Raw genomic sequence first — 13,748 nt, forward strand, 5'->3', positions numbered from 1 at the left:
GGTAACTCCCTGTATTAACGTTGTGCGCGCTGAAGGCGCAAAGAGAGGCAAGCGTAAAGGAGCAGGGCGGGGGAAAACGTGATCGGTCTCGCAGCACCGGGCGCGGCGTTCGCCGCGGCGGCATAAAAAAAGGCCATCACCGGAGTGATGGCCTGTCTGGTCTGCGACCGATCAGATATCGATATTGGCTGCTTTCAGCGCATTCTCTTCGATGAAGGCGCGGCGCGGTTCAACCGCATCGCCCATCAGCGTGGTGAACAGCTGGTCAGCACCAATGGCATCTTTGATGGTGACGCGCAGCATACGACGGCTGTCCGGGTCCATGGTGGTTTCCCACAGCTGATCCGGGTTCATCTCGCCCAGACCTTTGTAGCGCTGGACAGAGAGGCCGCGACGCGACTCTTTAACCAGCCACTCAATCGCCTGTTCGAAGCTGGCCACCGGCTGACGACGCTCACCACGTTCAATGTAGGCATCCTCTTCCAGCAGGCCACGCAGTTTGCCGCCAAGATCGCAGATTTTGCGGTACTCCGGTCCCTGAATGAACTCCGCTTCCAGCGGGTAGTCGGTATCCACACCGTGGGTGCGAACGCGCAGAACCGGCTCGAAGAGGTTCAGCTCGCGGTTTTCGCGAACCTGGGCCAGATAGGTGCTGCCGTGCGCTTCGCGTTCAGTCAGATAGCTCACCAGACCGTTCAGCCAGGTCGTGACCTCCGCTTCATTGGTCAGATCGCTCAGCGTGTCGTGATAAATCAGCGCGCGCAGCATGGCCATCGGATAACGGCGCTCCATACGCTTGATCATCTTCTGCGTGCTGTTGAAGTCAGAGACCAGCGTCTCCAGCGGCTCACCGCCCAGTGCCGGAGCGCTGGCGTTGGTGTGCAGCGTGGCACCATCCAGCGCGATGGCGATCTGATACTGATCCATCGCCTCGTCATCTTTGATGTACTGCTCCTGCTTGCCTTTCTTCACTTTGTAGAGCGGCGGCTGGGCAATATAAACGTGGCCGCGCTCAATGATTTCCGGCATCTGACGATAGAAGAAGGTCAGCAGCAGGGTACGGATGTGTGAACCATCGACGTCGGCATCGGTCATGATGATAATGCTGTGATAGCGCAGCTTGTCCGGATTGTACTCGTCGCGGCCAATGCCACAGCCCAGTGCGGTGATCAGCGTGGCCACTTCCTGAGAGGCGAGCATCTTATCGAAACGCGCTTTCTCAACGTTCAGGATCTTACCTTTCAGCGGCAGGATCGCCTGGTTTTTACGGTTACGGCCCTGTTTGGCCGAGCCGCCTGCGGAGTCACCCTCCACCAGGTAGATTTCAGAGAGCGCCGGGTCGCGCTCCTGGCAATCCGCCAGTTTGCCTGGCAGGCCAGCCAGATCCAGCGCGCCTTTACGGCGGGTCATCTCGCGGGCACGACGGGCCGCTTCACGGGCGCGCGCGGCGTCGATGATTTTACCGACCACGATTTTGGCGTCTGACGGGTTTTCCAGCAGGTATTCCGCCAGCAGTTCGTTCATCTGCTGCTCAACCGCCGATTTCACCTCTGACGAAACCAGTTTGTCTTTGGTCTGTGAGGAGAATTTAGGGTCCGGTACTTTCACCGACACGACGGCAATCAGGCCTTCACGGGCATCGTCACCGGTGGCGCTGACTTTGGCTTTCTTGCTGTAACCCTCTTTATCCATGTAGGCGTTCAGGGTACGGGTCATCGCCGCACGGAAACCGGCAAGGTGCGTACCGCCGTCACGCTGCGGGATGTTGTTGGTAAAGCAGTAGATATTTTCCTGGAAACCGTCGTTCCACTGCAGCGCCACTTCCACACCGATGCCATCTTTCTCGTTTGAGAAGTAGAAGACGGTCGGGTGAATCGGGGTTTTGTTTTTGTTCAGGTACTCAACAAACGCCTTGATGCCACCTTCGTAGTGGAAGTGGTCCGTTTTGCCGTCACGCTTATCTTCCAGACGGATCGAAACGCCTGAGTTCAGGAAGGAGAGTTCACGCAGGCGTTTCGCCAGAATGTCATACTCAAAATCGCGGACGTTGGTGAAGGTTTCGTAGCTCGGCCAGAAACGGACGCGGGTACCGGTTAAATCGGTATCACCGGTCACGGTCAGCGGCGACTCGGGAACGCCGTGGACGTAAATCTGCTGATGCACTTTGCCTTCGCGACGAATGGTCAGCTCCAGCTTCTGTGACAGGGCGTTAACGACCGAGACACCCACGCCGTGCAGGCCGCCGGAGACCTTGTAGGAGTTATCATCGAACTTACCGCCCGCATGCAGAACGGTCATGATCACTTCAGCGGCGGACACGCCCTCTTCTTCGTGAATACCGGTCGGAATGCCGCGTCCATCATCCTGCACCGAGACGGAGTTATCCGCATGGATGGTGACCACAATGTCACTACAGTGACCAGCGAGCGCTTCGTCGATTGCGTTATCCACGACCTCGAATACCATGTGATGCAGACCGGTACCGTCATCGGTATCGCCGATATACATGCCCGGGCGTTTACGTACCGCATCAAGCCCCTTCAGGACTTTAATACTGGAGGAGTCATAAGAATTCGACATCAACGTTTCTCGCTCATTTTAATCTTCAGGTTGAACCGCTATTTTACCCTGTTCCACGCGGAACATCTTGCCCTTTTCGTCGCTCATGTCGATTACATGTCCGGCCGAAATGGCGCTGACAAAGACCTGAGCCTGGGTGGCTTTTAACCGTTCCGCCAGCAGGCGTCGGCGGCTCTCATCCAGCTCAGAAGCAAAGTCATCAATGAGGTAAATACAGCGGCGTCCGCTCTGGCTTGTCAGGAACTCGCCCTGTGCCAGACGCAATGCACACATCAGCAGCTTGAGCTGCCCGCGTGAGAGTAAATCTTCCACCGGCGTCCCTTCAGCACGGATTCGAAAATCCGCTTTATGGGGGCCGCTGGCGGTGTAGGTCAGTGCACGATCGCGCTCAAAGTTACGCTCCAGCAGCTCGCCATAGTCGCTCTCTTTGTCCCAGCCGCGCTGGAAGGAGAAGCGCAGGTCAAATTCCGGCAGGAACTGGCTGCAGGTGCCGGTGATTTCGGCGGAAATGGCTGCACTGTATTCCGCCCGCCAGAGGCTGATCTGTTCAGCCAGCGGCACCAGCTCCTGATCCCAGGGACGGATCTGGCTGTAGCGGGTGACCTGACGCAGCGCGGCGTTGCGCTGCTTAAGCAGGCGACGCAGGTTGTTCCAGGCGTTGAAAAAGCCAGGCGTATTATGGAAGCAGCCCCAGTCAACATAGGCTCTGCGGTATTTGGGGCCGCCATTAAGCAAACTAAAGCCTTCGGGTGTAATTAATTGCATCGGCAGCAGCTGTGCCAGCTCGGCGACTTTGTGCCCGTCGCTGCCATCAATGCGCACTTTACTGTCACCGGCCCGGTTTTTAGTCAGCCCGACCGAAATTTCCCGCTCTTTGCTCTCCAGCCGTCCGTGCAGCACAAAGGCCGCCTCGTCGTGACGGATGACGCGCCCCGCCTGCAGGCTGCGAAACGACCGGCCATGCCCCAGCGTATGGATCGCCTCTAACACGCTGGTTTTGCCGCTGCCGTTGACGCCGACCAGAAAATTAAAGCCGGGAGCCAGTTGCAGGTCAGCCTGTTCGATATTACGAAAATCTTTAATAAGAAGGCGGGTTAAAGCCATGAATCAGTCCAGCGTGAGGGGCAATGATCGGGATGAAATGGTAAAAATTCAGGACTTACCTTTAACAATCCAGGGCGTCGACGGCGAAGCAGGTTTGCCCGACATCCCATTCACCAGGCCGCAGGCGTCGCCGCCAGTCTGGTTCCGGCCAGCGCGCAGACCCTGGGAGCATACTGAAGTATGTGACCAGGGGCGAGCACTGCCCGGAATCAGAATGGCAAGTAAGCCAGGCCGATATGTAACACCTACAAGCGCATGGGCATAACGACATAGGCCGCAGCAGGACTCGCCACATCCTCAATCTGCACGCTCGACACCGAATCGGTCAGCAGCAGACGCACGTTCTCACACTTCAGCGCGTTCAGCACATCCAGCACGTAACTGACGTTAAAGCCAATCTCCAGTTCGGTGCCGTTATAGCTGACATCCAGCATCTCTTCCGCCTCTTCCTGTTCAGGGTTATTGGCGGTGATCTTCAGCTGGTTTTCGGTGATATAGAGGCGCACCCCGCGGAACTTCTCGTTGGAGAGGATCGCCGCACGGGCAAACGCCTGTTTAAGCAGGTCACAGCCCGCTTCCAGCACTTTGTCGGGATTCTTCGGCAACACGCGGCGATAATCGGGGAAACGACCATCAACCAGCTTAGAGGTGAAAATGTAGTCGCCGACGTGTGCACGAATATTGCTGCCGCCTATCTGCACCTGCAGCGGCGTCTCGCCGCCATCCAGCAGACGCAGCAGCTCAATCACGCCTTTGCGCGGCACAATCACCGAATGACTCGGCAGCGCCTGGCCAACCGGCATTGAGCAGACGGCCAGACGGTGACCGTCCGTCGCCACGGTGCGCAGTTCTTCCCCTTCGGTTTCAAACATCATGCCGTTGAGGTAGTAACGCACATCCTGATGCGCCATGGAGAACTGGGTCGCTTCGATCAGCCGCTTCATCGTCGCCTGCGGCAGGGTGAATTCGACTTCACTCTGCCAGTCGTCAAGATTCGGGAAGTCACTGGCGGGCAGGGTGGACAGCGAAAAACGGCTGCGTCCTGAGCGCACCAGCATGCGATCGCCTTCCAGCGCCAGCGTGATCTCTGCGCCATCCGGTAAGCCACGACAGATATCGAGGAATTTACGCGCCGGAACGGTGGTTGCGCCAGGCTCATGTGCCTGCGTCAGCGCCACGCGTGCCACCATCTCCATTTCCAGATCGGTACCGGTCAGCAGCAGCGAACCTTCTGTTACCTGCAGCAGCAGGTTTCCGAGGATTGGCAGCGTTGGACGCCCGCCCAGCGGGCCACTTACTTGTTGCAGCGGCTTCAGCAGCTGCTCACGTTCAACAATAAATTTCATAGCGTCACGAAGATAATGTTCTGATGAGATTAGAGAAATCTTCTTTGATATCGTGGCTCTCTTCACGCAGCTGCTCAATCTTGCGGCAGGCGTGAAGCACCGTTGTATGGTCGCGTCCCCCAAAAGCGTCGCCGATTTCCGGCAGGCTATGGTTCGTCAACTCTTTCGCCATCGCCATCGCCATCTGGCGCGGACGTGCAACCGAACGCGAACGGCGCTTGGAAAGCAGATCGGCGACCTTGATTTTGTAGTACTCAGCCACGGTCTTCTGAATATTATCGATGGTGACCAGCTTTTCCTGCAGCGCCAGCAGATCGCGCAGCGCTTCACGCACGAAGTCGATCGTAATCGCCCGGCCGGTAAAGTTGGCGTTGGCGATCACGCGGTTCAGCGCGCCTTCCAGCTCACGCACATTGGATCGTAAACGCTTGGCAATAAAGAAGGCGACTTCACCCGGCAGGCGGATGTCATTCTCATCCGCTTTTTTCATCAGGATCGCCACCCGCGTTTCCAGCTCAGGCGGCTCGATCGCCACCGTTAACCCCCAGCCGAAACGGGACTTAAGACGATCTTCCACCCCGTTGATCTCTTTGGGGTAACGATCCGAGGTGAGGATGATCTGCTGATTGCCTTCTAATAAGGCATTAAAGGTGTGGAAGAACTCTTCCTGCGATCGCTCTTTATTGGCAAAGAACTGAATGTCATCGATCAGCAGGGCATCCACTGAACGGTAGTAGCGTTTGAACTCTTCGATCGCATTGTTCTGCAGGGCCTTAACCATGTCCTGCACAAAACGCTCGGAGTGCATGTAAACCACTTTTGCATTGGGTTTACGGGCAATGATGCCGTTACCTACCGCATGCAGCAGGTGCGTTTTACCCAGACCGGTGCCGCCATACAGAAACAGCGGGTTATACGCGCCGCCGGGATTATCCGCCACCTGACGTGCCGCCGCGCGCGCCAGCTGGTTGGATTTACCCTCGACGAAGTTATCGAAGTTATGACGGTTATTCACATTCGAGCGGTAGGTCACGTCGGCCGGTGCCGGCACATTATCCCAGCTGGGACGCACGATCTGCGTCGGTGCCGGACGAACATGGCTCTGCACGGGCATCACCGGTGCGCTGACGCTGGCCATGACCGGCTGGCTGACCGCTGCCGCCTGCTGCTGAACCGGGCGCGTGCCGACTTCAAAACGCAGCGCGGGCACGTTCGGGCCACAGAATTCATTCAGCAGCGCATTGATACTATTGAGGTATTTATCCCGGACCCAGTCGAGTACGAAGCGATTTGGAGCATACAAGGCAAGCGTATTGTCGTTTAACTCAGCCTGCAGTGGACGGATCCACATGCTGAATTCGGTGGCAGGAAGCTCATCCTGCAAACGGGCAAGACACTGTTGCCAAAGCGTAAGTGACACGGCGGACTCCACTCGTACAAATTCGATAAGAATAGTAGGCGTTACTCTAAGAAACGTTCATTTTTTGACACAGACGAAAGAAAGCGCCTGCGACCGCTATCAGCGGTTTTCCAGCCTGCAATCAGCGGAGGATCGTCAGCGGAAGGGCGGATCATAGCGCAAAGCGAGACAGAGATCTTCCCTTTCTACACAGTTTTGATCCTTTTTATCCACAGGCCTGAGGCGCGCAAAGAAGTTTACGCCAGTTGCCGGAAAAACCCGCAGGGATCTGGCGAAAAGCGTCAGAATTTCGGACGATGTCTCGTTTTATCCCCACGATCCCGCCCCCCGATCGTAATAAGATCCCGTACGATCCTTGCGCTTTAGAGCGGAGCCCGTATAATTCCCCACCCGACATTGCGCCCCAAAGCAAAATGTCGGAACTCAGCGGGCTGTATGCGGGTTTTCAGGTACCGTGCCACGCGAAGTAAATTGACTCGGGACTGTACAATTATTACAATCCCGCCTCTTTATTAAAGACACATTGAGGCGTCGGTCGATTTACTGGCCCGAAACGCGTCACCCAGTGAAAATTTTCAAGTTTAGGTAGAAACCGCCATGAAACGCACTTTTCAACCGTCCGTACTGAAGCGCAACCGTTCACACGGTTTCCGTGCTCGTATGGCAACAAAAAATGGTCGTCAGGTTCTGGCACGTCGTCGTGCTAAAGGCCGTTCTCGTCTGACCGTTTCTAAGTAATAAAGCTAGCCCTCATGGGTAAGCTCGCATTTCCCAGGGAGTTACGCTTGTTAACTCCCACTCATTTCACTTTCGTCTTCCAGCAGCCACAACGGGCTGGCACGCCGCAAATCACTATTCTCGGCCGCCTTAACGCGCTGGGGCATCCCCGCATCGGTCTTACCGTCGCTAAAAAACATGTGAAACGCGCCCACGAACGCAACCGGATCAAGCGATTGACCCGCGAAAGCTTTCGTCTGCGTCAACATGAACTGCCGTCGATGGACTTCGTGGTGGTCGCGAAGAAGGGGGTTGCCGATCTGGATAACCGTATGCTGGCGGAAGCGTTGGAGAAATTATGGCGTCGTCACTGTCGCCTGGCGCGCGGCTCCTGATCGTCCTGATACGCGTCTATCAACGCGGTATCAGTCCATTACTGGGACCACACTGTCGGTTTCACCCGACCTGCTCTCATTACGGAATTGAGGCGTTACGCAGGTTCGGCCTGATAAAAGGCAGTTGGTTGACATTAAAACGCGTATTAAAATGCCACCCCTTGAACCCGGGTGGTGACGATCCTGTGCCGCCAAAAACCTTTGATACCAGAGAACATTAACGATGGATTCGCAACGCAATCTCTTTCTCATCGCTTTTCTGTTCGTGACCTTTATGATCTGGCAAGCCTGGCAGACGGACCACGCTCCGCAGCCACAGCAGACGCAGACCACACAGGGCACCAACAGCGTAGCGGGTGATACCGCCAGTCAGGGTGTACCGGCCAGCGGTCAGGGCCAGACGATCACCGTTAAGACTGATGTCCTGTCATTAAATATCAACACCCGCGGCGGTGATGTAGAGCAGGCACAGCTGCTGACTTTCCCGGACAAACTGGGTTCTGACCAGCCGTTCCAGCTGCTTGAAACGACGCCAGCCTTCCTTTATCAGGCGCAGAGTGGTTTAACCGGCCGTAATGGTCCGGATAACCCGAACAACGGTGCGCGTCCGCTGTTCACCACGGCACAGGATCACTTCGAGCTGGCTGATGGCCAGGCTGAACTGCGTGTGCCGATGACCTATACCGCTGAAAATGGCGTGGTTTACACCAAAACCTTCATCTTCAGGCGTGGCGAATATGCCGTTAATGTCGACTATCATGTCAACAACACCACCCAGCAGCCGCTGGAAGTGTCGCTGTTTGGCCAGCTGAAGCAGACTATCGATCTGCCTAAGCATCGTGATACCGGCAGCAACAACTTTGCACTGCACACCTTCCGTGGCGCGGCGTACTCCACCAGCGAGTCGAAATATGAGAAGTACAAATTCGACACCATCGCGGATAACGAGAACCTGAACACCACCACCAGCAATGGCTGGGTGGCGATGCTGCAGCAGTACTTTGCAACCGCATGGGTTCCGCGTACCGAAGGCACCAACACCCTTTACACCAGCAACCTGGGTAACGGCGTGGCGGCGATTGGCTATAAATCTGCACCGGTGACCATCGCGGCAGGCGCACAGCAGAATCTGGGCGCAACCCTGTGGGTCGGCCCGGAAATTCAGGACAAGATGGCTGCTATTGCGCCGCACCTTGATCTGACCGTGGATTACGGCTGGTTGTGGTTTATCTCTCAGCCGCTGTTCAAGCTGCTGAAATTTATCCACAGCTTCATCGGTAACTGGGGCTTCTCCATTATCGTGATCACCTTCATCGTGCGCGGCATCATGTACCCGCTGACCAAAGCGCAGTACACCTCGATGGCGAAGATGCGCATGCTGCAGCCGAAAATTCAGGCGATGCGTGAGCGTCTGGGTGATGACAAGCAGAAGCAGAGCCAGGAAATGATGGCACTGTATAAAGCAGAGAAAGTGAATCCGCTGGGTGGCTGTCTGCCGCTGGTGATTCAGATGCCTATCTTCCTGGCGCTCTACTACATGCTGTCAGGCTCGGTTGAACTGCGTCATGCGCCATTCATTCTGTGGATCCATGACCTGTCTGCGCAGGACCCGTACTACATCCTGCCGATTCTGATGGGCATCACCATGTTCTTCATTCAGAAGATGTCACCGACCACCGTGACCGATCCGATGCAACAGAAGATCATGACGTACATGCCGGTGATCTTCACCGTCTTCTTCCTGTGGTTCCCGTCAGGTCTGGTGCTGTACTACATCGTCAGCAACCTGGTCACCATTCTCCAGCAGCAGCTGATTTATCGCGGCCTGGAAAAACGTGGTCTGCATAGCCGCGACAAGAAGAAAGCGTAAGCGATCCAGCGCGGGAGCCATCCCGCCCTATATAGTCTATTCTCAGGCGGTCAAAGCGACCGCCTGTGTTTTTTGTAGTGAGAGAAAATTTATGAGCCACAGCGATACCATTGTTGCCCAGGCAACACCGCCCGGACGCGGCGGCGTCGGCATTCTGCGCGTCTCTGGCGCACAGGCGGCAGAGGTCGCCCGCCAGCTGCTGGGCAAACTGCCTAAGCCACGCTACGCCGATTATCTGCCGTTTACCGACAGCGACGGCAGCGTGCTGGATCAGGGTATCGCGCTGTGGTTCCCTGGCCCCCACTCCTTTACCGGCGAAGATGTGCTGGAGCTGCAGGGCCACGGCGGCCCGGTGATTCTCGACCTGCTGCTGAAGCGCATCGTGGCCCTGCCAGGCGTGCGGATTGCTCAGCCGGGTGAGTTTTCCGAACGGGCGTTCCTGAATGACAAGCTCGATCTGGCGCAGGCCGAAGCGATTGCCGACCTGATTGATGCCAGCTCTGAACAGGCCGCTCGTTCAGCCGTTAACTCGCTGCAGGGCGCTTTCTCGGCCCGTATTCATCATCTTGTGGAAGCACTCACGCATCTGCGCATCTACGTCGAAGCCGCGATCGACTTCCCGGATGAGGAGATCGATTTCCTCTCAGACGGCAGAATTGAAGCGCAGCTGAATACGGTGGTCAGTGACCTGGATGCCGTCCGTGCCGAAGCGCGTCAGGGCAGCCTGCTGCGTGAAGGGATGAAGGTGGTGATTGCAGGCCGGCCAAATGCCGGTAAATCGAGCCTGCTGAATGCGCTGGCGGGCCGTGAAGCCGCCATCGTGACCGACATTGCGGGTACCACCCGCGACGTGCTGCGCGAGCATATTCATATTGATGGCATGCCGCTGCACATCATCGACACCGCCGGTCTGCGTGAGGCCAGCGACGAAGTGGAGCGCATCGGGATTGAGCGTGCCTGGCAGGAGATTGAACAGGCGGATCGCGTGCTGTTTATGGTGGACGCCACCACCACCGATGCCACCGAAGCGGCGGCGATCTGGCCCGATTTCGTTTCGCGTCTGCCGCCACAACTGCCGATCACGGTCGTGCGTAATAAAGCGGATGTGACCGGTGAGTCTCCCGGTCTGACGGACGTCAATGGTCACTCACTGATTCGTCTGTCGGCACGCACCAGCGAGGGCGTCGATGCGCTGCGGGATCACCTGAAGCAGAGCATGGGCTTCTCCGGCAATATGGAAGGGGGCTTCCTGGCGCGTCGCCGTCATCTGCAGGCGCTGGAGTTAGCGGCAACCCACCTGCAGCAGGGCAAAGCACAGCTGCTCGGCGCCTGGGCGGGCGAGCTGCTGGCTGAAGAGCTGCGCCTTGCTCAGCAGGCGTTAAGCGAGATCACCGGCGAGTTCACCTCTGACGATCTGCTGGGACGTATTTTCTCCAGCTTCTGTATTGGTAAATAGTCCCTCTGGCCTGGCAGCGTGGGCTGTCAGGCTGGCTTTCCCGCCGCGCGCGTTCCTCCGTTATTCCCCTCTCTGCAGTGATTCTTGCCGATATGTTATTTTGCGGCGGCACGCCATTATCGTATAACGGTAGAGGCGCCGATCTGATGTGCCGCCGTGAGCGATCCCGCTCCCGCCGCATCAGGCCGCAAGCCGACCCTATACGTGAAGCTATTCGGGCGAACCTTTTCGCCTGCTACAGGAGAGTTGCATGAGTACACCGCTCGATAAGACCGCTCTGGACACGCTGTTTAACGACGCCCGCACCCACAGTTACTGGCAGGATAAGCCGGTCGATAATGCCCTGCTGGAACAGCTCTATACCTTGACGGCTCTGGGGCCAACGTCGGCAAACTGCTCGCCTGCGCGTTTTGTTTTTGTGACCTCGGCGGAGGGGAAAGAGAAGCTGAAACCGGCCCTCTCTTCCGGCAACCTGGACAAAACCATGAGCGCACCGGTCACGGTGATTGTGGCGTGGGATCGTGAGTTCTATGAGCAGCTGCCCGCCCTGTTCCCGCATGCTGATGCGCGCAGCTGGTTTACCGGCAGCCCGGAAGCGGCAAAAGAGACGGCTTTCCGTAACAGCAGCCTGCAGGCGGGTTACCTGATTCTGGCGGCCCGTTCGCTGGGGCTGGATGCCGGTCCGATGTCCGGTTTTGATCCGGCGAAAGTGAACGACGCCTTCTTCCCGGATGGTCAGTATCAGGTCAACCTGCTGATCAACCTCGGCTATGGTGAGGCATCAAAACTGCATCCGCGCCTGCCGCGTCTGAGCTTTGAGCAGGCAAGCCGTTTCGCCTGATGCTACCCGCGTCGCGATCCGCATCGCGACGCGCATGAACCGCACAGCCCATCATCAGAGACTCCCCCTGTGAACGCCTCAGCGGCGCAGTATCTTCTGCAGGCGCTTTTGCTGCCAGCGGTCCGCCAGCCCATGAAAAACAAAGGTCCGCATCGCGCGGATGAACAGCAAGGCCCCCCAGATAATCGCCACCCAGCGTGCCCAGTGATTGCCAGGCGCCGTCACGCCGTTAAGCGCGAAAAGCAGTGTGCAGACGACCACCGCGGTGATCAGGGAGCGATAAAAGCGTGCTTCCTCCGCGATCCTGCTGCGCGCATCAACAATCCGCTGATCCAGCGCCGGATTCTCGCCATTCTGCGGATCGGTCAGATCACTGACGCTGACCTCAAAGACCGCAGCCAGCGCACTCAGCGTCTCCAGACCCGGCCGCTCGCCATTTTCAATCCGCTGTACAGTACGGGTGCTTAATCCGGCCAGCTCTGCCAGTTGCTCCTGTGACCAGGCGCGGGCCAGGCGCAGTGCTTTAAATCGGTTGATGCTGCTCATTCGCGTTCTCCGTTGAATCGACAGGAAGAAAAGTGTGCGACAGAAAGCCCGGCAGCAACACGATCCGGACCCGACAGCATCATGACACCCGCACGACAGCGGTGTCACCGTGTGTAAAACTCTTTCCGGGAACGGATGATGAGGTCAGGGTTCACGCATCAAATCCGGTTCCGATGCAGGTGTTCCCTGATGAAAAACCATACGCCAGGTTTGCCCCTCACGCACCCAGTGCGAGGCACGCAGTGCGGCCCTTTGACCGTCAGCATCCCAACTCCGGTAGTGCAGTATCAGACTCACCTCGCTTGTTCGCACCAGCTGAAAGCCACTGCTGAGCATGACGGGTTGTGGCTTTTCTTTTATCAGTGCTTCAATGGTTTGCGCCCGGGTGATAAAACTTCCTGAACGGGTTATCTCACAAAATGCAGGATGGAGTATCTGTTCAAGCCATGCCCGCTCGCGGCGCTGAGAACCGTGCAGGCTACGCTCTCGCTTCACCATCTCGTCCAGCAACATAGTTCTTCCTCTTCTTACTCCGCATCCAGAGTTCGCAACAGTGAATTCTTTTAACTGTGATAATACTGTCCGCTTTGCCCCCGTGAATCCGTTCGTCCTATTCCGAATTTAGCCCAATCCGTGCGTTGCCGGGTGCATTAAGTTAAGAAAATTCTTACAATGCCTCTGATGATTATCTGACCATTTTCACGGAGCGACAGATGGCTGGTCATTTTGTACGCTGGACGGGTGACCCCGGTTTCCCGGCCAGTGAGATGCACATTCCCCAGGCAATCCGGGACACGGCACAGCAGTTTGCTGATAAACGCCGTGGACGCTTCCTTGCCGCGCGTATCCTGCTGGCACAGCTGATGCAGCGGATTTATGGCATCAACGAGCTGCCGCGCTTAACCATTCAGGATAACGGACGGCCCGCCTTTGCCGACCGCGATCTGCCCGATTTCAGCATCGCCTATGCGGGTAATACCGTAGGGGTGCTGCTGGCCGAAGAGGGCGGACGTGCCGGTCTGGATATGGAGATTGTGCATGCGCGGAGCCGTCAGACGCAGGAGCAGCTGATTCAGGGGCTGACCTCTGGCGAAATCGCCTGGATCAATGCCCAGCAGGATGCGATGGAAGCGGTGACCCAGATCTGGACGCTGCGCCAGAGCATTCTCAAGCTGACGGGAGAGGGCGATCGGGGGCTGGATTCGCTGCGTCTGCTGCCGGGTGCGGGGCGGCTGCGGTCGTCGCTCTATCCCGATATTCAGGTGGTCTGCGATGCAGAGCCTGTGCTGGTCTGGTCGTGTGCGCTCTCATCCGCGACCCAGCGGCTCTATCTGTGGGAGATGGATAACGCCTTTCAGTGGCGCGCATTACGGGAAATGGAGATGGGCAAGCCCAATATCGGGCCGCATGCGCTGCGGCTGACCAGCCTGCCCAGCGAGCGCAATCTGCATCCTGAGATGTGACAACGCCGCA

13 protein-coding genes are annotated in these 13,748 nt (G+C 57.2%); 7 read left to right on the forward strand and 6 right to left on the reverse strand.

The features are described from left to right. Positions 1 to 171 precede the first annotated feature (171 nt). The 4 genes from gyrB to dnaA all read right to left on the reverse strand — a co-directional run bounded on the left by gyrB (position 172) and on the right by dnaA (position 6,450). Complete coding sequence (gyrB, locus tag F3I47_RS16600; RefSeq protein ID WP_150029947.1) at positions 172 to 2,580, reverse strand: DNA topoisomerase (ATP-hydrolyzing) subunit B; 2,409 nt, start codon at positions 2,578 to 2,580, stop codon at positions 172 to 174. An 18-nt stretch (positions 2,581 to 2,598) separates the two neighbouring features. Further along, entirely contained in the window at positions 2,599 to 3,684 is a 1,086-nt protein-coding gene (gene recF / locus F3I47_RS16605; protein ID WP_009088288.1) for a DNA replication/repair protein RecF, read from the reverse strand. A 245-nt stretch (positions 3,685 to 3,929) separates the two neighbouring features. Then, positions 3,930 to 5,030, reverse strand: coding sequence for a DNA polymerase III subunit beta (gene dnaN, locus F3I47_RS16610; RefSeq protein ID WP_009088289.1), 1,101 nt, complete (start codon positions 5,028 to 5,030; stop codon positions 3,930 to 3,932). Between the two features lie 4 nt (positions 5,031 to 5,034). Further along, the gene (gene dnaA, locus F3I47_RS16615; protein ID WP_009088291.1) at positions 5,035 to 6,450 is read right to left on the reverse strand and encodes a chromosomal replication initiator protein DnaA; all 1,416 of its coding nucleotides are present in this window, start codon (positions 6,448 to 6,450) and stop codon (positions 5,035 to 5,037) included. A gap of 597 nt (positions 6,451 to 7,047) precedes the next feature. On the opposite strand from dnaA, the gene rpmH reads away from it, so the two are divergent. The 6 genes from rpmH to F3I47_RS16650 all read left to right on the forward strand — a co-directional run bounded on the left by rpmH (position 7,048) and on the right by F3I47_RS16650 (position 11,729). Further along, positions 7,048 to 7,188 (forward strand): 50S ribosomal protein L34, encoded by a 141-nt coding sequence (gene rpmH, locus F3I47_RS16625; protein ID WP_003849659.1) that lies wholly within the window; start codon positions 7,048 to 7,050, stop codon positions 7,186 to 7,188. 14 nt (positions 7,189 to 7,202) lie between these two features. After that, positions 7,203 to 7,562: a ribonuclease P protein component gene (gene rnpA / locus F3I47_RS16630; protein ID WP_008926396.1), complete on the forward strand. Its 360-nt coding sequence runs from the start codon at positions 7,203 to 7,205 to the stop codon at positions 7,560 to 7,562. Then, positions 7,526 to 7,783, forward strand: coding sequence for a membrane protein insertion efficiency factor YidD (gene yidD / locus F3I47_RS16635; protein WP_008926397.1), 258 nt, complete (start codon positions 7,526 to 7,528; stop codon positions 7,781 to 7,783). The genes rnpA and yidD overlap by 37 nt, the downstream gene beginning before the upstream one ends. 2 nt (positions 7,784 to 7,785) lie before the next feature. Next, entirely contained in the window at positions 7,786 to 9,432 is a 1,647-nt protein-coding gene (gene yidC / locus F3I47_RS16640) for a membrane protein insertase YidC (protein WP_009088294.1), read from the forward strand. A 91-nt stretch (positions 9,433 to 9,523) separates the two neighbouring features. After that, the gene (gene mnmE, locus F3I47_RS16645; protein WP_009088296.1) at positions 9,524 to 10,888 is read left to right on the forward strand and encodes a tRNA uridine-5-carboxymethylaminomethyl(34) synthesis GTPase MnmE; all 1,365 of its coding nucleotides are present in this window, start codon (positions 9,524 to 9,526) and stop codon (positions 10,886 to 10,888) included. A 250-nt stretch (positions 10,889 to 11,138) separates the two neighbouring features. Next, positions 11,139 to 11,729, forward strand: a complete 591-nt coding sequence (locus F3I47_RS16650; RefSeq protein ID WP_046100914.1) for a malonic semialdehyde reductase — start codon at positions 11,139 to 11,141, stop codon at positions 11,727 to 11,729. Between the two features lie 78 nt (positions 11,730 to 11,807). Here the strand turns inward: F3I47_RS16650 and F3I47_RS16655 are convergent, their stop codons facing one another. Together F3I47_RS16655 and F3I47_RS16660 are read right to left on the reverse strand one after the other, a co-directional pair. After that, the gene (locus F3I47_RS16655) at positions 11,808 to 12,275 is read right to left on the reverse strand and encodes a helix-turn-helix domain-containing protein (protein ID WP_140029618.1); all 468 of its coding nucleotides are present in this window, start codon (positions 12,273 to 12,275) and stop codon (positions 11,808 to 11,810) included. A gap of 144 nt (positions 12,276 to 12,419) precedes the next feature. Beyond that, positions 12,420 to 12,788, reverse strand: a complete 369-nt coding sequence (locus F3I47_RS16660; RefSeq protein ID WP_150029946.1) for a DUF4440 domain-containing protein — start codon at positions 12,786 to 12,788, stop codon at positions 12,420 to 12,422. Between the two features lie 200 nt (positions 12,789 to 12,988). On the opposite strand from F3I47_RS16660, the gene F3I47_RS16665 reads away from it, so the two are divergent. After that, entirely contained in the window at positions 12,989 to 13,738 is a 750-nt protein-coding gene (locus tag F3I47_RS16665) for a 4'-phosphopantetheinyl transferase superfamily protein (RefSeq protein WP_046100915.1), read from the forward strand. The last annotated feature ends 10 nt before the right edge of the window (positions 13,739 to 13,748 follow it).

It is taken from the genome of Pantoea sp. M_10 (genome assembly GCF_008631515.1).
Lineage (GTDB): Bacteria > Pseudomonadota > Gammaproteobacteria > Enterobacterales > Enterobacteriaceae > Pantoea > Pantoea anthophila.